We start from the raw sequence: 23,149 nt of genomic DNA on the forward strand, positions 1-23,149 counted from the left end.
TTAAGTGGTCCGGTAGTTCAGTTGGTTAGAATGCCTGCCTGTCACGCAGGAGGTCGCGGGTTCGAGTCCCGTCCGGACCGCCACTTATACAACATGTATATCTTACATATGGCTCGGTAGCTCAGTCGGTAGAGCAACGGACTGAAAATCCGTGTGTCGGCGGTTCGATTCCGTCCCGAGCCACTCTAATCGGAGGGATAGCGAAGTTGGCCAAACGCGGCGGACTGTAAATCCGCTCCCATCGGGTTCGTAGGTTCGAGTCCTACTCCCTCCACCATAGGGGTATAGTTCAATGGTAGAACAACGGTCTCCAAAACCGTCGATGTGGGTTCAACTCCTACTACCCCTGCCATTTTATTTTAATTCCATGGCGGTCGTGGCGAAGTGGTTAACGCACCGGATTGTGGCTCCGGCATTCGTGGGTTCAATCCCCATCGATCGCCCTCTATATAGCTTTTAGGCTATAGCCAAGAAACAGGTATGGATTCCTAATGGAATCCGATACCTATATCTTATGCGGAAGTAGTTCAGTGGTAGAACATCACCTTGCCAAGGTGGGGGTCGCGGGTTCGAATCCCGTCTTCCGCTCCAAATTGGCGGCATAGCCAAGTGGTAAGGCAAAGGTCTGCAACACCTTGATCACCGGTTCAAATCCGGTTGCCGCCTCCATTGAATTTTCAATATGCCGGTGTGGCGGAATTGGCAGACGCGCACGACTCAAAATCGTGTTCCGTAAGGAGTGCCGGTTCGACCCCGGCCACCGGTATCATCAGGCAGCATGCAAAAGCTGTCAAAAAAGACTCTAACTCAATGTTAGGGTCTTTTTTCGTTCATTTAAGTTCACGACGAAGATGATCAAAATCGTATGCGTCGGAGGTTATAGTTTCTAGAAGAAAAGGAGTTAGGTGAATTCGCTCACCTAACTCCTTTTTGATTAATTTATTTTCTCAGCTTTACGAAGAGGAGGTACTTCCATGTCGACAGCTACGTTCTCTTTTTTATTTTTGCTTCCTTTCCAGAAGAACAGAGCGGTGATGGCGGCTGTCATAATAATTCCGCCTGTATGTGCTGCTTGATACGATAAACCAAATCCAAGATTACTATCGTATAGAATGTAAGTTAACACCATATCGGAAATGAATACTGCTGGTATTAGTGCGATGAAGTAATTTTTCTTTTTTACAAACAGATACATCGTGCCGATCCAAAGAGCGAGTGCTGCAGTTCCTTGGTTGGCAAATGAGAAGTAGCGCCATAGAATATTAAAATCAATGGTTGTTAACCAGTAGGAAACCAAAAACATAGGAATCGCGATTGCTAACCGTTTTGCCATTTTGGTCTGGTTCATGCTGATGTAATCGGCAATAATATTACGTGCTGCTCGGAACGCCGTATCTCCAGAGGTAATTGGTAACACTACGGCACCAAGAACGGCTATCGTACCGCCAACTGCTCCTAGCAAGGTCATGGAGACTTCATTCACTACTAGGGAGGCTGTGCCTTCATTTATTAATTCTTGAAGACTTTGTCCGTCAAATACAGTCATTGCGGCTGCTGCCCATATCATAGCAATAATACCTTCGGCGATCATCATGCCGTAGAAAATGTAACGGCCTTGTTTTTCATTTTGAGTGGTTCTTGAGATAAGTGGGGATTGTGTTGCATGAAATCCTGATAAGGCACCACAAGTAATCGTTAAGAATAATATTGGGAAAATAGGCAAGTCAGCCGGGTGCATGTTGGTTAGTGATAATTCTGGAATCGTATAGCCTTTAATTAACAATGCTGCACCTACGCCAATTGTACCAAGGAGTAGTAGCGCCCCGAGGAACGGATAGATGCGACCTATAATTTTATCGATTGGAAGAATGGTAGACAAAATATAATAAGCAAAGATAACAAAAATAATAGCTATCAAGGCAACTTTGCCATCAATTAAGTTATGCAGTAATGTTGCTGGTGTCGTAACAAATACGGTACCAACCAGTAATAAAAGAAGTAAAGCAAATACGTTCACTAAATGACGGGAAACTTTTCCTAAAAACTTTCCGGCAAGTTCTGGAATATGAGCACCTCGATTGCGAATGGAGATCATACCAGTTAAGTAATCATGTACCGCGCCAGCGAAGATAGAACCTAACACAATCCATAAGAATGCAGCTGGACCATACAATGCACCCATAATTGGACCAAAGATAGGGCCAGTACCGGCAATATTCAATAATTGAATTAATGCATTTTTCTGCTTGTTCATTGGTACATAATCGACACCATCTTTATTAGCATACGCTGGTGTCTGTCGTTGTTCATTCGGTCCAAATACTTTCTCAACGTATTTGCCATAGGTGAAATACGCTGCAACCAATGCTAGTATCGCAACAAAAAAAGTAACCATAGTATTCCCCTCCATCATTACAATTGTAAACGTTTTCATTATTATATTACAAAAGACATTCAAAAATCCAACTATTTATTACTAATTCAGATGCATCAGAATACGGACTTTTCCTGCAGAAGAGCAAATTTAGGAACACAATGACAAAAGTGGCAGCTTAACAGGCGGAAATGAAAATTGGGTCCTAAAGGTGTCAGAACCGTTATTCCAAATTGAAATAGTTAAAGCACTTTAGTTTATTTTAAATTCTTATAAAGCTTGCAATAATAATTGTTTAGGAAGCTCTGTCAAAAGGAATGACTTTGTAGGAAGCAACTAATACTAAATCTTGCAGATACCATTTAGATAAGGGAGTGCAATACATGCGTGCAGTTATTATCAATGAATATGGCAGTAAAGATGTATTGGTAGAGCAAGAGCTGCCGAAACCAGAGATTAAAGCAAACCAAGTACTTGTTGAGGTTTATGCTACTTCTATTAATCCGATTGATTGGAAGCTTCGTGCAGGGTACTTGAAGCAAATGCTTGATTGGTCATTCCCTATTATCCTTGGCTGGGATGTTGCTGGGAAGATTGTGGAAGTTGGAAGTGAAGTGAAGAATTATCAGGTTGGAGATGAAGTCTTTGCGCGGCCGGATACTACCCGCGAAGGTACTTATGCGGAATTTACGACTGTGGATGAGGAATTGCTGGCAAAAAAGCCTAGCAACCTGACATTTGAAGAAGCTGCCTCTATTCCGCTAGCAGGGTTAACCGCTTGGCAATGTTTAGTGGACAACACAAAAGTTAAGCAAGGAGATAAAGTACTTATCCAAGCTGGTGCTGGCGGTGTAGGAAGCTTGGCCATTCAAATGGCAAAACATTTGGGTGCTTATGTTGCTACTACTGCGAGTGAAAAAAATGAAGCGTACGTAAAAGAGCTGGGTGCAGATGAATTCATCAATTACCGCACACAACAGTTTGAAGAAGTATTAAGTGATTACGATGCAGTAGTCGATACAATGGGCGGCGACATCTTAAATGAAAGCATCCAAGTATTAAAGCCTGGCGGCAGACTAGTAACAATCGCCGGACAACCTGATGAAGGATTAGCAGAAAAGCATCAAGTAACAGCAAGCTCCTATTGGTTAACGCCAAATGGTAAACAATTAGCTGAGTTAGGGGAATTACTTGAAAAAGGTATACTCAAGCCTCAGGTAGGCAGTGTATATGGATTTTCCGCAGAAGAGTTACAAAAAGCACATGAGCTAAGTGAGACACATCATGCCAAAGGGAAAATTGTAGTTAAAGTTAAATAAACGGTGTAAGGCCTGAACTTAAGATAGCACAGTAATTGATATCGCTATACAGCTAATCAAGCTATCAACTTTAGACTCTAACGTAAGGTTAGAGTCTTTTTATGTTGCCAACTTTGTTTGGCGAATATTTAGATGTTTGATGTTTGGAGTCCTGCCTGATATTTTTAATCAAATCATGGCAGAGCTTTATAGTGGATTACAAGTTAAGTAAGAATTTATACAGATCTTCTTGAAAGGGATTCTAACAAAGTGTTAGATTTTCGTACATACAGAAACGATTTCGCTGAAGCAACAATCTAATGGGATTCAATGATAAGATGATATTGGAATGAATTAAGCAGGGGGCATAAAGTATGAAAAAAATAATGATCATTGAAGATGACATGAAAATTGCGGAACACTTATGTTCTCATATTGGAAAATACGGATACAAAGTAATAATCGCACCAGATTTTGAACATATATTGGCTGCGTTTTTAGATGCACAGCCTGATTTGGTATTGCTGGATATTAATCTGCCTCGTTATGACGGGTATTATTGGTGCAGACAAATTAGACAAGCGTCCATCTGTCCAGTTATTTTTATTTCGGCTCGGACTGGTGAGATGGATCAAGTGATGGCAATTGAGAATGGAGGAGATGACTTTATTACAAAGCCATTTCACCCGGATATCGTGATGGCCAAAATCAGAAGTCAATTGCGTCGAGCATATGGAGAGTATGCAGCAAAGAATGAGGAGAGAGTGCTTCTCCAAGATGGATTGCATTTTTATCCGGAACGATTGGAACTTCGATTTGGCAGCCAATCAACGCAGCTAACAAAGAAAGAAACCGATATTATTGAAAGTCTGCTGGAGCGATATCCTCGTGTTGCTGGCCGGCAGGATTTGCTGGCAAAATTATGGGATGCCCAAGCTTATGTGGATGAAAATACATTAAATGTGAATGTCGCGCGTGTGCGTAATAAGTTCCAAGAAATCGGCATTGAAGATGCAGTGGAGACTGTCAGAGGAGCGGGATATCGGTTACGCATTACATGGAAAGAGGAGAAAGCATGAAGTTATTTCTTCGTGAGCATGTGCTGCTGATTGTGGTCCAGCTCTGCCAATGTGCTATCGTCCCTGTACTATTTTGGTTAGACGGCTATCGGAATACAGGTGTAAGCATATACGCTTTCTTTCTGACGTGTTTACTCGTAACAGTATTTCTTGTTTACCGATATGTGAGCAGGAGAAGCTTTTATCAAAGGCTGCAAAATTCATTAGCCACTCTTGATGGTTCTTTAGAAACGACGGAGCGAGCTCCGATTTCAGAAGCATTGGATCAATTGCTAACTTCTCAGTATCGTTTATATCAAGAGGAGCTCCGAAAAGGAGAAGAAAGGCAGGAGGAGCATGTGTTATTTATGGATCGCTGGGTTCATCAAATGAAGACACCGCTCTCTGTTATTGAACTGTCGGCGCAAACATTAGATGAGCCAGAATCGTCCAGTATCCGGGAAGAAACGGACCGCATGCGGGATGGTTTGAATACGGTGCTTTATTTAGCCAGGCTTCGCACCATTACAGAAGATTTTCATATTAAGCCGGTTGCTCTTTCTAAGCTGGTCCATGAAGTGAACCAGGAAAACAAGCGGTACTATATCCGAAATGAAGTGTATCCGCAGCTGAAAGAAGAAAGAGCCGGAGCTATGGCAGAGACGGACGAGAAGTGGCTGTTTTTCATGTTGTCGCAGCTTGTGCATAATGCAGTGAAGTACTCAGCTGGTAAATCCAATCATATTTTGCTGTCGCTTTATGAAAGAGCCGGCGAGCTTGTATTGGAAGTGAAGGACTTTGGAATTGGAATTCCTGTAGTTGATCGAAAACGTATTTTTAACAAATTTTATACCGGAGAGAATGGGCGTACATATCGGGAATCAACAGGTATGGGATTGTATTTGGTTAAAGAGGTTGCGGATATACTGGAACATCGCCTTGAAATGGAGTCAGTTGTAGGAGAAGGTACAACTTTTCGCATCATTTTCTCTAAAACGCAGAACCTTACAACGATGTAAGGTTCATGAAAGCATAATCGATAGTGCGACATACAGCAAACGGGATATGCTAGGAGCGTAATAGAGAGGAGAATGAATGATGCTTAATCTTATAAAAGTAAGTAAGGTTTACGAAGGTAAAGTAGCGTATCGTGCCCTGACGGATATTAACTTAGAGGTAGAAAAAGGCGAATTTGTTGCCATTATGGGACCATCCGGAAGCGGAAAAACAACACTGCTGAATATTATATCCACAAATGATGCCCCGACGACTGGACAAGTAGAACTGGAAGGGAAAAATCCGCATCAGCTGAAGAAAAATGCTTTGGCTAAATTTCGTCGTAACGAATTAGGGTTTATTTTTCAGGACTTTAACTTATTGCATACACTTACGGTTCAAGAAAATATTGTGCTGCCGCTCACATTGGATGGAGCTCGTGTTAGTGATATGCAGCAAAAAGCGCAAGCTATTGCAGAGAGCCTTGGTATAGATGCCATCATGAACAAGCGCACTTATGAGATTTCCGGAGGACAGGCGCAGCGCGTAGCAATTGCGCGGGCGATGGTTCATGAGCCGAAACTGCTGTTAGCCGATGAGCCAACAGGTAACTTAGATTCAAAAGCGTCTAAAGATGTTATGAAAATGCTCGTGTCGATTAATGAAAACAATAAAACAAGCTTGTTACTGGTAACGCATGATCCGCAAGCGGCCAGTTATTCGGATCGCGTGGTGTTTATCCGGGATGGGAAGCTGCATTCCGAAATTCGCCGCGGAGAGAGCAGGCAGGCATTCTTCCAGAAGATCATTGATATGCTGTCACTGATGGGGGGAGACGGCAATGACTTTTCGTCAGTTCGCGTTTAGGAACGTATTGCGCAACAAACGACTGTACATTGCTTATTTCCTCAGCAGTATGTTTACGGTGATGGTATTTTTCACTTTTGCCATCTTTGCATTCCATCCAGTGTTTTCGGACGGTTCGATTAATAAGAATGCGCTAATCGGAATGGCGGCTTCTGGCGGAATCATTTATGTGTTTTCGTTCTTCTTTATCCTCTATTCGATGAGCTCGTTCATTCAATCGAGAAAGAAAGAATTCGGTTTATTAATTAATCTTGGTGCTTCTAATAAACAAATTCGGCTAATGGTATTTTTGGAGAATATCTTAATTGGATTCTTTTCTACAGTTGGCGGAATTTTAGCTGGTTTGGTTTTTGCAAAGGCAATTCTATTAATTGCGGAAAATGTACTTATCATTGACGAATCGCTAGATTTTTATTTTCCAATGCTTGCGATTATGGTGACATTTGTCAGCTTTATCCTTCTGTTCTTCTGTATCTCCATGTTTGTTGCATTCATTCTGCGCACAAATAAATTAGTAGATTTGATTAAAGGAGATAAGCAATCTAAGGGAGAACCAAAAGCGTCTATTATTCTTTCCATACTTGCAGCTTTACTGCTTATTGCAGGGTATGGTACTGCTTTGGCTGTGAAAGGCTTCGGAGTTGTTATAGCCATGATACCAGTCATAATCGTCGTTACGCTAGGGACGTATATTTTATTTACTCAATTGAGTGTGTATTGCATCCGTCTTTTAAAAAATAACAAATCGATCTTCTGGCGCAAAACAAATATGTTATTTTTCTCTGATTTATCCTTCCGAATGAAGGATAACGCCAGAACCTTCTTTATGGTGGCGATTATATCAACGGTTGCATTTAGTGCGATTGGAGCACTCTATGGATTTCAGTCTTACCTCACCAAAGGAGTAAAGGAGATGAATCCTTACACCTATACGTATAGTCCGTTTTTGGATGACAGCAAAGAAGTAATTGATAATGATTTGAAGCAAGTTAATGCTATCTTGGAAGAAGAAAACGTAGATGCCAAAATGGAAACGGCAGAGCTTAGCTATTTTGACACAACAGGTGATTTTACTGTATTAATCGCGAAAGCATCGGTTTACAATCGTTTTGCGGCTTTGATTGACGAAAAGGAGATTCATCCTGAGGATAACGAGGCAATCATAATTGAGCAGAGTGATGCGATGATGACGCAGCAAAAAGCTAGTGAAGTGCTGATGAAATCAGGAGTCCCAATAGAAAATGGACAGGAGATTCAGCCAAGCAATGTTATTAAAACTGCTGTATTAGCTGAAGTGAATGGCTACTATGTCGTAAGCGACGCTGTGTATGAACAGCTTACATCACCAGTTAGAACAGAGACAAATGCGGTATGGAAAGTAAATGGAACAAACGAAGAGCAAGTTATAGAAGCGGGGAAAAAGTTAGAGCAGCAAGTAGAGCATAAGGTCTTTTCTGTTGATTATGCACTCTATGAAATCAATAAAGCATATGGACCGATTCTATTTATCGGTTTGTTTATTGGTATTGTGTTCTTTGTCTCAGCTGGAAGCTTTCTTTATTTCCGATTATTTATGGATATAGATGAAGAGAAGCGCAAGTTCCGCTCGATTGCCAAAATTGGACTAACAGAGCCTGAGCTGAAGAAGGTCGTTACCCGACAGATTGCTATTTTGTTCTTCTCGCCAATTGTGGTCGCGCTTATCCACGGCGCCGTTGCATTAACCGCATTATCGCGCTTGTTTAACTACAATCTAACAGCAGAAGCTGGACTTGTGTTAGGATGCTTCGCATTGATCCAGGTTATCTATTTCTTGATTGTACGATTCTTCTACGTGAAACAGGTTGAAAAAATGATACTTTAGGAAAGACTTCTTAACGTGCAGCGTTTATTGCATGGTAAGGGAAACCTGAAAGCTGCTGGCATATTGTCTGTATCCAGCAGCTTTTGCTATTGCATGAATGAGCAAATTTGTAGAAAAGGGAAAGACAAGGAGCAGGAACTTCTAACTTATTATGTGGCGAGGAGCAGAGGTAGTCAGTACAGAAGTGTGCAGAAAAAAGCATGCTTAGGAGAAGAGTGTTGCCAGATTTAATGCTTATATAAAAAAGTGTTGCGTATTTTGGATGTGCAGTATATTATAGTTAGGGTTGTTATATAAAGACTTTGTTAAGTCATTGGACATAGCCAAATGAACGTCATAACAAAAAAAAAAAAAAAATAAAAAAACTATTGCATTTAGTCACTAGAACATATATAATATAACTTGTCCTTAAGAAAAGCGACGAGATACATAAGAGGTCTGGTGGTAATAGCGAAGAGGTCACACCTGTTCCCATGCCGAACACAGCAGTTAAGCTCTTCAGCGCCGATGGTAGTTGGGTTCGCCCTGCGAGAGTAGGACGCTGCCAGGCCGAAACATTTTCCTTCATATTATTATCGCGGGGTGGAGCAGGGGTAGCTCGTCGGGCTCATAACCCGAAGGTCGCAGGTTCAAATCCTGCCCCCGCAACCAAATCATTTTTAATAGAAGTACACGAAGTGTGCAACCAATTAATTTTTAATGGTTTACTTTGTTACATTGCACTAATACATAGTAGCAGTATTGGTCCGGTAGTTCAGTTGGTTAGAATGCCTGCCTGTCACGCAGGAGGTCGCGGGTTCGAGTCCCGTCCGGACCGCCATACATAAAATGTTCAAAAGCTTTAGGAGCAATCCTAAAGCTTTTTTTATATGTGTATTTCCCACCCGATTAAGGTGATACTTTCTACTGCTCCTGCAGACTGGGCATTCGTGAGCAGTCTATGCAGAAAACGCGGCACACTCTCACTCTTCGTAAAAGCACGCTGCACCCGAGATGGATTCTTATATGGTGAAACAGGAAAGCGCTGCAGACCGCTTGTGGTTAGCAGGATAGAATTACGTCCTTTAGACAAAGGTATGATTCCCATATTATAAGCCGGAACTTCCTGGTCAAATGTATTGTCGGCTCCAATCCAGCCAGATCGATGCTGCTGGTTCATTTGTACAGAGCTTGTGTGCGCTTCGGAAGGCGGCAAGAGGAAAAGAGCATTGTCTCCTATTGATAACCAATATAAATAGCCTGCTTTGCGCACGCTAATCAAGCAGGAGCTGTTGCCGTTCACTTTAGCTGCTGTGGAACGGAATCGTACGCTGTTAAACATGCTCATCAGAAAACTATCGATTTTCTTCATCGCGCTGGATGTGTCTTCATCAAGCGTTTCAATAATTTTGCGCTGTCTCAGCATGAGAGAGTCAGCAATAAAAGCGGCACTTTCAACTGTATGCTGTGCACCCATGATAACAGCAAGTTCCCAATCTGGTCCTGTTAGGATTAGACAGGCGTTTTCGTTCTTGTGAGCTCCGTGCAGAATGCTTCCTCCGAAACGTCCGATCCACATATGCTGGTAACTGCTTAAATCAACTTGGTCCAGGTAGGATTTAACTTCACCATTCCAGCTGTAACTGTACATTTGCTCTAATGCTTCCATATGCATGCTCCTTTGTTAGCTGTTAGTATATGTATTCTCCATAAAACCAGAAAAGCCTTTTTGTTTCTGGTGCTTTTGCTTTTAGGCTATACTTTGCTATGATGAATAAATGAACAAGAAATGAAAGCGAGTCAGGTGATGGTAATGACCCATTTTAAAAAGACAATGCATACAATAGAAGAAACCAATATGTTCGGCCAGCGATTAGCCGGATTACTGCAGCCAGGTGATCTTATCACGATGGAAGGAGATCTTGGTGCAGGGAAGACGACACTGACAAAAGCAATTGGTGCCGGGTTAGGTGTTACACGTACAATTAACAGTCCTACCTTTACCATTATTAAGGAATACGAGGGCCGTTTGCCTTTGTATCATATGGATGTCTACCGTCTGGAGAATAGTGATGAAGATATAGGCTTTGAGGAGTATTTTTCGGGTGAAGGAGTTACCATTGTCGAGTGGGCGCAATTCATCGACGACTACTTACCGAAAGATCGACTGGAGCTTACACTCAAACATGACGGTGAGGCAAGGACAATCACGCTGCAGCCAGTTGGCGAGCGTTATGAAAAGCTTTGTAAGGAGTTAACAAAATGACTATATTAGCCATGGATACATCCAATCAGCTGCTAGGCGTAGCGATTGTTAAGGATGGCATTACATTAGGTGAGCATGTCATGCATGGTCACCGCGATCACTCTGTTCGATTGCTGCCTGCGATTGAACAGCTGATGAAAGAAACAAAGACGGCTCCAGAGGACTTGGATCGAATTGTAGTCGGACAGGGTCCGGGTTCGTATACTGGCGTAAGAATCAGTATGGCAACTGCCAAAACAATGGCATGGGCTCTAGATATTGATGTCATTGGTGTTTCAAGTTTAGAGGCACTTGCTTACCAAGGACAGTTGTTCTCTGGGTATGTGTGTCCGTTTTTTGATGCGCGCAGAGGGCAAGTATATACAGCTTTATATGCCAGCAGCCCTAATAGTATGGAACAAGTAGAAGAAGCAGTCAATCCGCTGTTTACAGAGTGGCTGGAACAGTTAAGGGACAAGGGTGAGAAGGTTTTATTCTTGAGTCCTGATATCGAAATTTACCGAGATATCATTACTGAAACACTTGGTGATCAAGCGGTAATACCGGAAAATAGCATGCATTATGCGCGTCCGTCTGTCCTTGCTCAAATAGGGGCAGCTAGACAAGCGGATAATCTTCACCAGATTGTACCGGATTATGTTCGTTTAACGGAGGCGGAATCCAATTGGCTCAAACAACAGGAGCAGCAAAAGTGAGTGCGCAACCAATCGTTCGTCAAATGCAATTAGCAGATATTCCGGCTGTCTACACAATCGAGACAGCATCTTTTGCAACGCCGTGGACAATCGATATTTTTGAACGTGAGATTACAGAAAATACGTTTGCGAGTTATTTTGTAATTGAAAACGAGGGCGTTATTGCTGGTTACTGCGGCATGTGGCTTGTTATTGATGAAGCACAGATCACGAATATTGCTATTTTGCCAAGTTATCGAGGAAAGAAATTGGGAGAAAAACTATTTGCTCATGTGATGGAACAGGCGATTCTCGCTGGAGCATATCGTTTATCATTGGAAGTACGCGTATCTAATCTGCCAGCGCAGCATTTATATCGCAAGTTTGGTTTAGTGCCTGGCGGTATACGGAAAAACTATTATACAGACAATCAAGAAGATGCGATTGTAATGTGGGTGAACTTATGAAAACATCAGAACTTATCTTAGCAATAGAAACAAGCTGTGATGAAACTGCAGCTGCTGTTATTGAGGGAGGCACGGTGATTCGTTCCAATGTTGTAGCCTCCCAAATTGAGAGTCACAAACGATTTGGCGGTGTTGTGCCGGAGATTGCTTCCAGACATCATGTGGAGCAGATCACAATCGTCATTGAAGAGGCACTCCAGCAAGCAGGTGTTGAGAAAAAAGACTTGGATGCCATAGCGGTAACGCAAGGGCCAGGTTTAATTGGTGCACTGCTCGTCGGGGTAAATGCCGCTAAAGCTTTGGCCTTTTCCATCGGCAAGCCGCTGATTGGGGTACATCATATTGCCGGTCATATTTACGCAAACCGCCTGGAGCAGGAATTTGCATTTCCGCTGCTGGCGTTAGTTGTTTCAGGTGGACATACAGAGTTGGTTCTTATGAAAGAGCATGGCAGCTTTGAAGTGATTGGAGAAACACGTGATGATGCAGCAGGAGAAGCGTATGATAAAGTAGCCAGAACGTTGCAGCTGCCTTATCCAGGCGGACCGCGCATCGATAAGCTGGCAGCAGAAGGTAAGGAGTCCATTGACTTCCCTCGTGCGTGGCTGGAGTCGGAGAGTTACGATTTTAGCTTCTCTGGACTTAAGTCGGCGGTTATTAATACACTTCACAATGCAAAGCAAAAAGGAGAGACGTATCCTCCTGCTGATGTTGCGGCAAGTTTTCAAGCAAGTGTTATAGAGGTGCTCGTCGGGAAGACACTACGAGCGGCCGAAGAATATGGTGCAAAGCAAGTTATCGTAGCTGGAGGCGTTGCAGCTAACAGCGGACTAAGAGCAGCATTGGAGCAAGCTTTTGCGGACAAGCAAGCTGACCTTTTAATTCCGCCGCTTGCACTTTGTACCGACAATGCAGCAATGATTGGGGCAGCAGCTTCTATTTCTTATCACCAAGGCAAATTTGCTGATTTGGCGATGAACGCTAGGGCATCTATGCCATTATAAAAAAAAGCATTGTTTCCGACTGGGAAACAATGCTTTTTTTATTCACAGCACAGGCATCCGCCTGTGCATAACTTATTAAAACCCGCTATTAGTACCAGGTACAGAAGTGGATAAAATCACCTCAAAACGATGTGGATTTTGTGGGTAATGTGCATAACTTTGTGTATATCCCATAAAATCAACAATGAAAGCGCATTTACCCCTGTGTATAACTTTCGTTTTCTTCGATTAGTGTTTCCCACTCTTCCATAACTTCCAGCAGTGCAGCTTGCAGCTGTTCATTACGCTCTGTAATTTCCTGCGCTTTTTGATAATCTTGGAAAACTTCCGGGTCGGTCAGCAATGTTTCGTTGCCCTCGATTTCTGTCTCCAACTCTGCGATTCTTTCTTCCAGCTCAGCAATACGTCGTTCTCTTTTCCGGATTTCCCGTTTTATTGCCTTATCTTGATGATAATTCGATTTATTTTCATGTTTAACAGGCTCCTTAGTTTCTGCTGCTAATGCTTCTAAATCGGCAATTTCTTGCTGCTCTTGTTTCTTCTCAATAAAGTAATCATAATTCCCTAAATAAGTTACAATCTGCTTGTCCGTCATTTCCAGCACTTGTGTGGCAATTTTATTCATAAAGTAACGGTCATGAGAGACGAATAGAATCGTTCCAGGATAATCCGCTAATGCGCCTTCTAGCACTTCTTTGCTGTCTAAGTCTAAGTGGTTGGTCGGTTCATCCATAATTAAAAGGTTGGACTTTTGCATCATCAGCTTCGCTAGCGCCAGGCGGGCTTTCTCTCCGCCGCTCAGTGTGTTGACCACCTTTAGGACATCATCCCCTGTGAATAGGAAATTTCCGAGGATAGTTCGTATATCCTTCTCATCCATTAGCGGGTATTCATCCCATAGCTCAGCAAGGACAGATTTGGAAGAATGCAGTTCTGTTTGCTCCTGATCGTAATAGCCAATGCTAACACCTGCGCCTAGCTCTACATGACCAGTTTTTGCAGGCAGCTTTCCGATAATCGTTTTAAGCAGCGTTGTTTTCCCAGTTCCGTTTGGCCCAGTAAGTGCAATTCGGTCCTGGCGGTTCATATGGAAGCTGACATCTTTAAACACAGGAGATGTACTTTCTGGATACTGATATGCTAATTCTTTTACCTTCAGCACATCATTGCCGCTGCGGCGGTCAATATCGAAAGTCAGCTTTGCTGAAGAAGCATCATGAAGCGGACGCTCAATTCGATCCATTTTCTCCAATTGTTTTCGTCTGCTCTGGGCACGTTTTGTAGTTGTTGCCCGCGCAATGTTTTTTTGAACGAATTCTTCCATTTTCTTTATTTCAGATTGCTGCTTTTCATATTGCTTCATTTCTTTTTCGTAATTCGCTGCTTTTTGGTCTAGATAATTACTGTAATTGCCTTTATATCGCACCGAGTGGTTATGAGCAATCTCGATAACGGTGTTTACGGTTTTGTCGAGGAAATATCGGTCGTGAGATACGACGACAACAGCGCCTTGATAGCTGCTTAAATAACCCTCGAGCCAGTCCAGTGTTGAGATATCTAAATGGTTGGTCGGCTCATCCAGTATTAATACATCAGGTTTTTGAAGCAGGAGCTTTCCTAACGCAAGCCGTGTTTTTTGTCCTCCGCTTAATGAACCGATTGGTGTGGACAAGTCTTTATCGCCAAACCGCAGGCCGTTCAATACAGAACGAATGTCAGCTTCGTACTGATAACCGCCGTTTAAGCGAAACGCTTGCTGCTTTGTATCATAGTTCGTCAGGAGCTGCTGATAAGCTGCTTCGTCTGCAATTAAATCAGGATCCCCCATCTTTGTCTCCAAACGGCGTAATTCCTGCTCTTGTTGGATTAGATCAGCAAATACTGTTTTCATTTCCTCCAATATACTTTTATCAGATTCTAATCCAGTATGCTGTTCTAAATAGCCAAGAGTGGCTTCCTTGGCGAGGAAGACGTTTCCCTCATCATATGTCAATTCACCTGCTAGAATCTTCAGGAGGGTTGATTTGCCGGCACCGTTGCGCCCGACAATAGCTAACCGATCCTGTGTTTGCACTTCCAGTTTTATATTCGATAAAATGACATCTGCGCCAAATAGTTTCGTTATATTATTCGCTTGCAATAAAATCATTTCGTTCACCTCATACTATCAGTGTATCCTATGTGTCAAAACAGTAGCAAGCGCGGAATTTCCACGTTTTTTAACTACTGGAAGATGAACATTGTAATCCGATTTGTTAAAATGAAACTAGCGACCCCGCCCATGCTTCTTTGTGAATCTGTACAAGACTTTCCCAAACATATCTGATAGAATAAGGTGTTATCATTAGTTGTATTTGTGAAAGTATTACATTGTAACAATTCAAGGACGAAGCCGCAGGCCGCATCTGTTGGTTCCTTACAGATGCCGGAATGGAACCTGCCTGCAGCCGTTATTCAATTATTTGAGCGGGATATGGGAGGTCTTACATACAAAAGGTAACAGAACATCCATTGTTCTTGAACGAAAGACCTTTAGACCCAACTGCATGGCTGCACGAAGTTCACTTCTGGGAGCTGCAAGCTTTAGGAGGATATATAAGTATGTATATGGACCAAAATAAAATACCGAAGGCGACAGCAAAGCGACTGCCGCTTTATTACCGATTTCTCAACAGCCTGCACCTGCAAGGCAAAACACGTGTTTCTTCCAAGGAATTAAGCGAATCGGTGAAAGTCGACTCAGCTACAATCCGCCGCGACTTCTCTTATTTCGGAGCACTTGGCAAAAAGGGCTATGGCTACAATGTAGAGTATTTGCTGAACTTTTTCCGGAAAACATTAGACCAAGACGAGATTACGAAGGTGGCACTTATCGGGGTTGGTAACCTTGGTACCGCATTTCTGCATTACAACTTTATTAAAAATAATAATACAAAAATAGAAATGGCTTTTGATACCGATCCAGGAAAAGTAGATCATAATATCGGCGGCGTTCCTGTTTATCATATTGATGACTTAGAGGAGTATATCGGCAATGTGAGTGCCGCGATACTGACAGTGCCAGCACTTGCAGCCCAGCCTATTACGGATCGTTTAGTGGATTGCGGTATTGCTGGAATTCTGAATTTCACGCCAGCACGTATTGCCGTACCTGATAATATCCGCGTACATCACATTGATCTCGCGATTGAATTACAATCGCTGGTTTATTTTCTTAAACATTATTAATAACACCTCTCCTGCAGGGGTGTTTTTTCTTACATACATGTGAAAGCTAGGATAACGCGTGCGGGCTGAAACAAAAGGATGAAAGGACGGGTCAGCATGGAGAAAGAGCAAGCAGCTATTTACTTAAATAGCGTAACTTATCATGCAGATGGAAAAGAAATTTTGCATGCTATTACAGGAACATTTGCTAAAGGAAAGATCACTAGCATAATTGGTCCATCTGGTGCTGGAAAGACAACTTTGTTCCGTTTGTGTAATGGATTGCTGTCCCCGGATAACGGAAACATACAGATAGATGGAAGAGATATATTGTCTTTTGATCCGATCAGCTTGCGCCGACACGTTGGTATTGTCCTGCAGCAGGCAACGATGCTGGAGGGCAGTGTGAGGGACAACTTGGCGTTGCCGCTGCAACTTGCCGGTGAAAAGCTGTCAGAATCGGAAGCAGCGCGAATTGTGGAGGAAGTAGGTCTGGATACAGATATATTAGACCGTGACAGTAAGAGCTTGTCAGGCGGGCAGAAACAAAAGGTATCAATCGCTAGGACATTATTAAATCGTCCCCAAATTCTGCTGCTGGATGAAATCACATCTTCCTTGGATCGGGTATCCAAGCAGGATATTGAAAAACTGATCCTGCAAATTAACAGAGAATATGGAACTACGGTCATTTGGATAACGCATAACCTGGAGCAAGCAAAAGCAGTCGCAGATCAGGTGTGGGTGATGATGAGCGGAGAAGTAGCAGAGGCAGGGACAACGGACCTGCTTGATCATCCAGAGAAAGAAGCTGTTAAACAGTTTGTAAAGGAGGAAGAAGCATGAGTTTCCTTGCTTTATTGCTGACGCTAATATTTGTACTTATTCCGCTTATTTTATCGAAAACACTGCGGCTTGGGCTCGAAAAGGATACACTCATTGCGACCGTTCGCTCTATTATTCAGCTGTTTGCAGTCGGCTATGTGCTGCAGTTTATCTTCGAATCCGAAAATATGCTTTATATTTTCTTGATGGTGGCGTTAATGATTGGCGCAGCAACACAAAATGCGAGAAAAAAAGGGACGAGCATTAAGGGTATTACATGGAAACTAATCCTTACATTTGTCGTGATTGAATTACTGACGCAAGGAATCTTGTTAAGTCTTCAAATAACGCCGCCAACAGCACAGTATATTATCCCGCTCAGCGGTATGGTGATTGGTAATTCCATGGTGCTTGGTATATTGTTCCTGAACCGATTTACGTCTGAAGTGGCGTCCCGGAGAGAAGAAACGGAGCTTATCCTTTCTTTAGGCGGAACCCCAAAGCAGGCAATCCAGAAATCGCTGCTTGCTTCTATTAAAGCAAGTACCATCCCAACCATAGAAAGCCAGAAAACAATTGGGTTAGTACAGCTGCCCGGAATGATGAGCGGGCAGATTATTGCAGGAGCAGACCCGCTTCAAGCAGTTATGTTTCAGCTGCTGATTTTATTTCTGCTGCTGACAACAGCTATTGTTACGAGTATCATGCTTGGCTTCTTATCTTATCCGACGAAGTTTACGGAGCGGATGCAGATGATTGAGTAAAGCTGATCTTGTATGTAAGCAGATACAATACTGCACAGCAACAGTCGCCATTTTAGGCGGCTGTTTTAAATTAGAAAAGGAAGGGCTCAAATTCGCTATCAATAATGGTGTTATTGTATACAAAGCCAACTGTTCCACTACCCTGATAGATGCCAACTTCATACTTGTCAGTTGCACCAAAAAGTATTAGATTGCCGTCAACTGCGGCATAGGAAGCTTCTTCGCTCATTTCTTCACGCGCACATGTTTTATTCATGCATTCCAAAATATTCTCTACCTTATCTTTATCTGTTATCGTTTGGAAAGCAGCCGATGCTCCTGTCCGGTACACTTCTATCCGTTCAATCTTATCTTCTATAAGTGCCTCTTGCTGAAATGTATTGAACATCCATACGCCGACACCAACAATGAGAAGCAAAACAATTACAACATTTATTATTTGAGTCCGCAAAAAATCACCTCTGCTAATTTTCTCCATTATCGCATACTTTTACAAATAGGAATGTCATGTTATTGTTAATTCAAATCTATGTATTTCGTGTTCCGAAATAGTAGTGCTTGCTTGTTTGTTTCAGCTTTGTAAAGGGAAATAGATACTATCATAGTTGGAGGAGGCGTCTTTATGTATGAGAAAATCCTATTGGCTGTTGATGGCTCAGAGCACTCGCTTCGAGCAACGGAGGAAGTAATAAAAATCTGCCAAGGCAGCACGCATCCAGTGCAGCTGGAGGTCATTAATGCGCTGCAGGAAGTGCGCAACAGTGAGATTGTGCTGCAGCAGGTGAAGGCAGATGATGTGTATCGGGACGGAGAAGTTCGTATTCAGCATAATGAAGAGAAGCTGCGCAACGCAAATATTCCTTACACGCGGACAATCGAACGAGGAGAAGCTGGCAAGATGATAGCAGAAAAAGCGAATAACGGCTTATTCGATCTTGTAGTAATTGGAACGCGAGGTTTAAACGGATTTCAAAAACTGGTTGTAGGGAGTGTAAGTACAGAAGTTATAAAAAGAGCAAAATGCCCAGTACTGGTCGTAAAATAGTAAGCGCTGCCAACTGGAGAAAAAAGCAATACACCTGGGAGCATGCATGTGAGTAAATTACAATCTAAATGGTTAGTTGTTATTGCGGTCCTTTTTGGGACATTCACTGTCATTTTAAATAATAGTATGCTGAATCCGGCTTTGCCATCGCTGATTTCAACGTTTAATGCCAATGCAGTCAGTGTTGGGTGGATTTTGACCATTTTTATGGTGGCGATGGGTATGACAATGCCGGTGACAGGGTATCTTGGAGATAGGTTTGGGAAGAAAAGCATTTACTTGCTGGGCCTTGCGATCTTTCTGTCAGGGTCCATTTTTGGTATTTTTTCAGGCAGTCTGCCGTTCGTGATTGCAGCACGATTTGTTCAAGGCATCGGCGGCGGATTAATGATGCCTATTTCCATGGCACTTATATTTCAAGCATTTCCAAAGCAGGAACGAGGTCTTGCAGTCGGCATTTACGGTGTAGCAGCAATGGTCGCCCCGGCAATTGGTCCAACGGTTGGCGGGATATTGATTACGTATTTGCCTTGGCCTTTTCTATTCGCTTTCAATTTGCCATTCGGTCTGCTTGGATTGCTTCTGGCCAGTCGATATCTGAAATCGACGAATGCTAATCCAGAACGTCGCTTTGATAAAGGCGGCTTCGTATTTGTAACACTCGGGATCGGTTTAATTTTATATGCGCTTGGCCGCGGACAGACACTGAATATTCTTGTGTCGCCAGCCAATTTAGTATTGATTGCTATTGGTGTGATAGCTGTGGTTGTTTTCGTGTTTTATGAACGCAGAAAAGAACAGCCATTATTAGAGTTATCTGTATTTCGTAATGCGAACTACGCTGTTTCGATTGCAGTAACCACAACAGCTTCTATCGGTCTATTCTCTGGTATTTTCCTGCTGCCATTATTGATCCAAAATGTTTACGGACTGAGTGAAATCCAAACAGGGCTGTTATTTCTGCCAGCAGCTTTACTGAGTGGAGCGATGATGTCCTTAGGCGGAAGACTATTAGATAAGAAAGGCCCAAGGTGGGTTGTGCCGCCAGGTTTGCTGATTTTAGCTGTATCTACTTTCCTGATCGGGAATCTCAGCTTATCTGCACCTTTCTGGCTCATCTTAGTGATTAATATGGTCAGAGGAGCAGGCCTGGGTCTCAGCAACATGCCTGCAACCACTGCTGGCATGAATGACATACCAGAGCATCTTGTCTCCCAAGGCTCGGCAATGAACAATGTGCTGCGCCAAATATCGTCCGCATTTGGGATTGTCTTTTTCAGTATCTATTATGAAGTACGCCGGGCAAATTTAACGGCAGCTGGAGAAGCGGCACAGCAGGCCAGCTTACAGACAATCAACGAAGCTTTTGTTATATCAAGTATTTTAATGATCCTAATGGTGCCAATTTCATTGATTATGCGAAATAGCACAAAAGAAAAACAACAAGCAAAAGGAGTTTCTAATGACGAAAATAAAAGCAATGGTATTTGATGTATATGGCACGCTGTTTGATGTGCATACTGTCCAGGATGCATGTGAACAACATTTCCCTGAAAAAGGACAGTCTATTTCCTCAGTTTGGCGGTCAAAACAGCTTGAATACGCTTTTTTGAGACAGCTGATGGGACAGTATGAACCGTTCACACAAGTGACAAAGGACGCCCTGCATTATAGCTTAGAAAAACATGCATGCAGGTATTCTGATGAAATTATTCAAGACTTGATGCAAGCATACAATCAGCTGCAGCCTTACGAAGAGACAAAACAAGTGCTGCATCATTTTCAAAATCGAAAGCTGGCAGTGTTCTCCAACGGTCCGCACACCATGCTGGAGCCGCTGCTGCAGCATGCCGGTCTTGCAGAATATTTTGATGCTGTCGTGAGTGTGGATGAAATTAAGGAGTACAAGCCTACCACCGCAGCGTATGCGTATGTTTTAAAACAGCTAGGAGTAAAGCGGAATGAGGTACTATTCTTATCCTCCAATGGCTGGGATATTAACGGGGCCGCCAATTTCGGTTTTCACACGGCGTGGATCAATCGAAACAATTTACCAGCAGACAAGCTTGGGCAAGAATTGGATAAGATCTATCATGATTTGAATGGTCTTAAGGGAGATTGGTGAAAATCTATTTTACTTTATTTTCCATAGCAAATGAACGGCAATTAAAAAGTGACCAAATCTTATAAGATTCGGTCACTTTTTGTATGTCCTGGCATCTTTGCGTTATTTTAAAAATTCTTCTTCAAAGAAATTCAGCTGATAATCCAGTGTTAATGGATCATTGAACATAAATGCATATGCATCTGCTTTTAATACATTGCCTTCTTTTACAGCTGGTATTTTTTTAAACAGCTCTGACTCCTGATACGAATTATCTTGGTCATTGTACTGGCTGATAAGAAGGTAATCGCCGACATAATCAGCTAGAACTTCCTCTGAAATCATTTTGTAGCCTTCTTGTTCCGTCACATCTTTTACCTTGTCTGGCATGCCAAATCCCATAGCTTGATAAAGTACTTCTGTTCCGCGTCCCCAGCTGTCACCGAGTATGCCGATTCCTTTTTCATAATTCTCCATAACGGTTACAGTTGTGTCTTCACCAATTTTAGCTTTAATTTCTTCTCCAGCATCTTCGGCGCGTGTCTTGAAATCATCTACCCACTTTTGGGCTTCTTCTTCTTTGTTCAGCAATTTTCCGATTTCTACATGCTGTTCCAAGTAATCCAGTTTATTGTATGTGTATGTCACAGTTGGTGCAATTTCCTTGAACTTGTCCAGGTTTTTCGTCGTGTTGGCACCGATAATGAGGTCCGGCTTAAGCTCTAGGATTTTTTCTACATCATCTTCTGTAACTGTTTCTGCATCTTCTAGTTTTTCCGCCAATACAGGGCTCTTCTTCGCCCAATCGTCCACACCAACTACATCAACACCCAATGCTTCTACGTTACCGGCATAGGAGCCAAGAACAACAACACGTTCTGGATCGGCTGGCACTTCGACGGCACCGTTTTCAGATTCATATGTAACTGTTTCGTTTGTCTTTTTCTCACTTCCAGATGCACTGGAATCGTCTGAAGAGCCACATGCGCTTACAATGAGTAAAAGAAGACCGATTAAAGCAAATCCCACCTTTTTCATGTTCCTTACCCGCTTTCTTCTTGATATTAATTGATAATGATTATCAATTTCATGTGACTAAAGCATACGAATAAACATAGGAAAAGTCAATACAAATAGTTAGTATTTAGATATAACTTTAAGCAAACCCAATATATAAGTCATGCTGTTAACCCTTAAGAGAAAGGACTAAATCCCTGTTTTTAAATATCTGTTTGATAACGCTTACAAATTAACTTATAAATATAGTAAGTACTATTGAAAATTAACGTAAGGGGGTAATGAAATGATAAGCAGGGGAAAGACAATTGGAAAGACTATTGTATTATCTCTCATGCTAGTTCTGTTGTTTATTCCAAATGCATCAGCAAGTTTCTGGGATATTTCCGGGGATACAATGCTGCATGATCCTTCTATCACGAAAGAAGGGAATGTTTGGTGGGCATTTGGAACAGGAGAGGTAAATAAGAATGGTATCCGCGTACTTCGGTCAGAGGATGGGAAACAGTGGGGAGCAACACCAGTAATCTTCCCGCAGCCGCTAGCTTGGTGGAAGCAGTATGTGCCTAGCCATGAGAGTAACCAATGGGCACCCGATGTGTCTTATTACAACGGAAGGTACTGGGTATTCTATTCGGTCTCTTCTTTTGGCTCCAATAATTCCTTAATTGGACTCACTTCTACCAAAAGTATTCAATCCGGAGATTGGCGAGATGATGGGCTTGTAATAAAGTCAACCACATCTAATAACTACAACGCCATAGACGGTGATTTGGTTGTTGATAAAAATGGGGAACCATGGATGTCATTCGGCTCTTTTCGGAGTGGGATTAAGCTCACAAAACTGGATAGAAATACGATGAAACCAACCGGACAATTATACTCTATTGCAGCTCGACCTAATGTTTCTGACCATGCTATTGAAGCGCCGAATATTACGTATAAAGATGGCTATTATTATTTGTTCGTGTCCTTTGATCACTGTTGTCGTGGGGTGGATAGTGATTATAAGATAGCTGTAGGCAGATCAAAAGATATTACTGGACCATACGTAGACCGGAACGGAAAAAGAATGCTTGATGGGGGCGGTACGATTCTGGATGCAGGGAATGAACGATGGGTAGGTCCGGGTCACCAGGATGTTTACAACAACAATCTAATTGTACGACATGCTTATGATGCAAAAAATAACGGAGTTCCACGTCTCTTAATTAATGATTTGTATTGGGATTCAAGTGGTTGGCCCCGATATTGAGTAAAGGGAACGAAAGGCTGCAGAATGGATGCAGCCTTTTTTGCGTGTGGTATTATAATGAGAGGAGAGTTAATAAATTCTTTAA

At 42.4% G+C, this 23,149-nt stretch carries 21 protein-coding genes, 10 tRNA genes and 1 rRNA gene; 27 read left to right on the forward strand and 5 right to left on the reverse strand.

From position 1 onward, the window contains the following. Window positions 1-6 precede the first annotated feature (6 nt). From CRO17_RS12515 to CRO17_RS12550, 8 genes are all read left to right on the forward strand, one after another. A tRNA-Asp gene (locus tag CRO17_RS12515) sits at window positions 7-83 on the forward strand. 27 nt (window positions 84-110) lie between these two features. After that, a tRNA-Phe gene (locus tag CRO17_RS12520) sits at window positions 111-183 on the forward strand. Window positions 184-191: 8 nt separating this feature from the next. Then, a tRNA-Tyr gene (locus CRO17_RS12525) sits at window positions 192-277 on the forward strand. A 1-nt stretch (window position 278) separates the two neighbouring features. Then, a tRNA-Trp gene (locus CRO17_RS12530) sits at window positions 279-352 on the forward strand. An 18-nt stretch (window positions 353-370) separates the two neighbouring features. After that, window positions 371-443: transfer RNA gene (locus CRO17_RS12535), tRNA-His, on the forward strand. Window positions 444-516: 73 nt separating this feature from the next. Further along, a tRNA-Gly gene (locus CRO17_RS12540) sits at window positions 517-591 on the forward strand. A gap of 4 nt (window positions 592-595) precedes the next feature. Next, window positions 596-669 (forward strand) — tRNA-Cys (locus tag CRO17_RS12545). Between the two features lie 15 nt (window positions 670-684). Continuing rightward, window positions 685-766, forward strand: a tRNA-Leu gene (locus tag CRO17_RS12550). A gap of 168 nt (window positions 767-934) precedes the next feature. Here the strand turns inward: CRO17_RS12550 and CRO17_RS12555 are convergent. Continuing rightward, window positions 935-2,395, reverse strand: a complete 1,461-nt coding sequence (locus tag CRO17_RS12555; RefSeq protein WP_097042734.1) for a carbon starvation CstA family protein — start codon at window positions 2,393-2,395, stop codon at window positions 935-937. 362 nt (window positions 2,396-2,757) lie between these two features. On the opposite strand from CRO17_RS12555, the gene CRO17_RS12560 reads away from it, so the two are divergent. The 8 genes from CRO17_RS12560 to CRO17_RS12595 all read left to right on the forward strand — a co-directional run bounded on the left by CRO17_RS12560 (window position 2,758) and on the right by CRO17_RS12595 (window position 9,277). Then, entirely contained in the window at window positions 2,758-3,693 is a 936-nt protein-coding gene (locus CRO17_RS12560; protein WP_097042736.1) for an NADP-dependent oxidoreductase, read from the forward strand. Window positions 3,694-4,046: 353 nt separating this feature from the next. After that, window positions 4,047-4,751, forward strand: a complete 705-nt coding sequence (locus tag CRO17_RS12565) for a response regulator transcription factor (RefSeq protein WP_097042737.1) — start codon at window positions 4,047-4,049, stop codon at window positions 4,749-4,751. After that, window positions 4,748-5,749: a sensor histidine kinase gene (locus CRO17_RS12570; protein ID WP_097042739.1), complete on the forward strand. Its 1,002-nt coding sequence runs from the start codon at window positions 4,748-4,750 to the stop codon at window positions 5,747-5,749. Before CRO17_RS12565 ends, CRO17_RS12570 begins: the two co-directional genes overlap by 4 nt. Before the next feature lie 79 nt (window positions 5,750-5,828). Continuing rightward, entirely contained in the window at window positions 5,829-6,593 is a 765-nt protein-coding gene (locus CRO17_RS12575) for an ABC transporter ATP-binding protein (protein WP_097042741.1), read from the forward strand. After that, on the forward strand, window positions 6,568-8,457 hold the full coding sequence (locus CRO17_RS12580) for an ABC transporter permease (RefSeq protein ID WP_097042743.1): 1,890 nt from the start codon (window positions 6,568-6,570) through the stop codon (window positions 8,455-8,457). Before CRO17_RS12575 ends, CRO17_RS12580 begins: the two co-directional genes overlap by 26 nt. 437 nt (window positions 8,458-8,894) lie before the next feature. After that, window positions 8,895-9,007: ribosomal RNA gene (rrf, locus tag CRO17_RS12585) — 5S ribosomal RNA — on the forward strand. Window positions 9,008-9,033: 26 nt separating this feature from the next. Further along, window positions 9,034-9,108, forward strand: a tRNA-Met gene (locus CRO17_RS12590). Window positions 9,109-9,200: 92 nt separating this feature from the next. After that, a tRNA-Asp gene (locus tag CRO17_RS12595) sits at window positions 9,201-9,277 on the forward strand. Window positions 9,278-9,322: 45 nt separating this feature from the next. Here CRO17_RS12595 and CRO17_RS12600 read toward each other — a convergent pair. Continuing rightward, on the reverse strand, window positions 9,323-10,105 hold the full coding sequence (locus CRO17_RS12600; RefSeq protein WP_097042744.1) for a PP2C family serine/threonine-protein phosphatase: 783 nt from the start codon (window positions 10,103-10,105) through the stop codon (window positions 9,323-9,325). Between the two features lie 144 nt (window positions 10,106-10,249). Here CRO17_RS12600 and tsaE point away from each other — a divergent pair, with 144 nt between their 5' ends. The 4 genes from tsaE to tsaD are packed head-to-tail and all read left to right on the forward strand — an operon-like array spanning window position 10,250 to window position 12,847. Continuing rightward, a complete protein-coding gene (gene tsaE, locus CRO17_RS12605; protein WP_097042746.1) occupies window positions 10,250-10,702 on the forward strand; it encodes a tRNA (adenosine(37)-N6)-threonylcarbamoyltransferase complex ATPase subunit type 1 TsaE in 453 nt (150 codons plus the stop codon). Then, complete coding sequence (gene tsaB / locus CRO17_RS12610; protein WP_097042748.1) at window positions 10,699-11,397, forward strand: tRNA (adenosine(37)-N6)-threonylcarbamoyltransferase complex dimerization subunit type 1 TsaB; 699 nt, start codon at window positions 10,699-10,701, stop codon at window positions 11,395-11,397. Before tsaE ends, tsaB begins: the two co-directional genes overlap by 4 nt. Further along, window positions 11,394-11,843, forward strand: coding sequence for a ribosomal protein S18-alanine N-acetyltransferase (gene rimI, locus CRO17_RS12615; RefSeq protein ID WP_425444449.1), 450 nt, complete (start codon window positions 11,394-11,396; stop codon window positions 11,841-11,843). Before tsaB ends, rimI begins: the two co-directional genes overlap by 4 nt. Continuing rightward, window positions 11,840-12,847: a tRNA (adenosine(37)-N6)-threonylcarbamoyltransferase complex transferase subunit TsaD gene (gene tsaD / locus CRO17_RS12620; RefSeq protein ID WP_179637039.1), complete on the forward strand. Its 1,008-nt coding sequence runs from the start codon at window positions 11,840-11,842 to the stop codon at window positions 12,845-12,847. The genes rimI and tsaD overlap by 4 nt, the downstream gene beginning before the upstream one ends. A 196-nt stretch (window positions 12,848-13,043) precedes the next feature. On the opposite strand, the gene CRO17_RS12625 is transcribed toward tsaD, so the two are convergent. Then, entirely contained in the window at window positions 13,044-14,996 is a 1,953-nt protein-coding gene (locus CRO17_RS12625) for an ABC-F family ATP-binding cassette domain-containing protein (RefSeq protein WP_097042752.1), read from the reverse strand. Window positions 14,997-15,448: 452 nt separating this feature from the next. Here CRO17_RS12625 and CRO17_RS12630 point away from each other — a divergent pair, with 452 nt between their 5' ends. From CRO17_RS12630 to CRO17_RS12640, 3 genes are all read left to right on the forward strand, one after another. Continuing rightward, the gene (locus CRO17_RS12630) at window positions 15,449-16,075 is read left to right on the forward strand and encodes a redox-sensing transcriptional repressor Rex (RefSeq protein WP_097042753.1); all 627 of its coding nucleotides are present in this window, start codon (window positions 15,449-15,451) and stop codon (window positions 16,073-16,075) included. A gap of 96 nt (window positions 16,076-16,171) precedes the next feature. After that, the gene (locus CRO17_RS12635; protein WP_097042755.1) at window positions 16,172-16,900 is read left to right on the forward strand and encodes an ABC transporter ATP-binding protein; all 729 of its coding nucleotides are present in this window, start codon (window positions 16,172-16,174) and stop codon (window positions 16,898-16,900) included. After that, window positions 16,897-17,643 carry an ABC transporter permease gene (locus CRO17_RS12640; RefSeq protein WP_097042757.1) on the forward strand — a complete coding sequence of 249 codons (747 nt, stop codon included), beginning with the start codon at window positions 16,897-16,899 and terminating at the stop codon, window positions 17,641-17,643. The genes CRO17_RS12635 and CRO17_RS12640 overlap by 4 nt, the downstream gene beginning before the upstream one ends. 70 nt (window positions 17,644-17,713) lie before the next feature. Here CRO17_RS12640 and CRO17_RS12645 read toward each other — a convergent pair whose 3' ends face one another. Next, a complete protein-coding gene (locus CRO17_RS12645; RefSeq protein WP_143596022.1) occupies window positions 17,714-18,094 on the reverse strand; it encodes a hypothetical protein in 381 nt (126 codons plus the stop codon). A 171-nt stretch (window positions 18,095-18,265) separates the two neighbouring features. On the opposite strand from CRO17_RS12645, the gene CRO17_RS12650 reads away from it, so the two are divergent. From CRO17_RS12650 to CRO17_RS12660, 3 genes are read left to right on the forward strand one after another with little or no spacing between them, the layout of a single operon-like run. Further along, window positions 18,266-18,688 carry a universal stress protein gene (locus CRO17_RS12650; RefSeq protein ID WP_097042760.1) on the forward strand — a complete coding sequence of 141 codons (423 nt, stop codon included), beginning with the start codon at window positions 18,266-18,268 and terminating at the stop codon, window positions 18,686-18,688. 42 nt (window positions 18,689-18,730) lie between these two features. Then, on the forward strand, window positions 18,731-20,179 hold the full coding sequence (locus CRO17_RS12655) for an MDR family MFS transporter (protein WP_425444450.1): 1,449 nt from the start codon (window positions 18,731-18,733) through the stop codon (window positions 20,177-20,179). Next, window positions 20,151-20,813, forward strand: a complete 663-nt coding sequence (locus CRO17_RS12660) for a haloacid dehalogenase type II (protein ID WP_097042764.1) — start codon at window positions 20,151-20,153, stop codon at window positions 20,811-20,813. Before CRO17_RS12655 ends, CRO17_RS12660 begins: the two co-directional genes overlap by 29 nt. A gap of 102 nt (window positions 20,814-20,915) precedes the next feature. Here CRO17_RS12660 and CRO17_RS12665 read toward each other — a convergent pair whose 3' ends face one another. Next, window positions 20,916-21,830, reverse strand: a complete 915-nt coding sequence (locus tag CRO17_RS12665) for an ABC transporter substrate-binding protein (RefSeq protein WP_097042766.1) — start codon at window positions 21,828-21,830, stop codon at window positions 20,916-20,918. Window positions 21,831-22,095: 265 nt separating this feature from the next. On the opposite strand from CRO17_RS12665, the gene abnA reads away from it, so the two are divergent. After that, a complete protein-coding gene (abnA, locus tag CRO17_RS12670; protein ID WP_097042767.1) occupies window positions 22,096-23,064 on the forward strand; it encodes an arabinan endo-1,5-alpha-L-arabinosidase AbnA in 969 nt (322 codons plus the stop codon). Window positions 23,065-23,149 lie beyond the last annotated feature (85 nt).

The organism is Terribacillus aidingensis, from assembly GCF_900215625.1.
Lineage (GTDB): Bacteria > Bacillota > Bacilli > Bacillales > Amphibacillaceae > Terribacillus > Terribacillus aidingensis.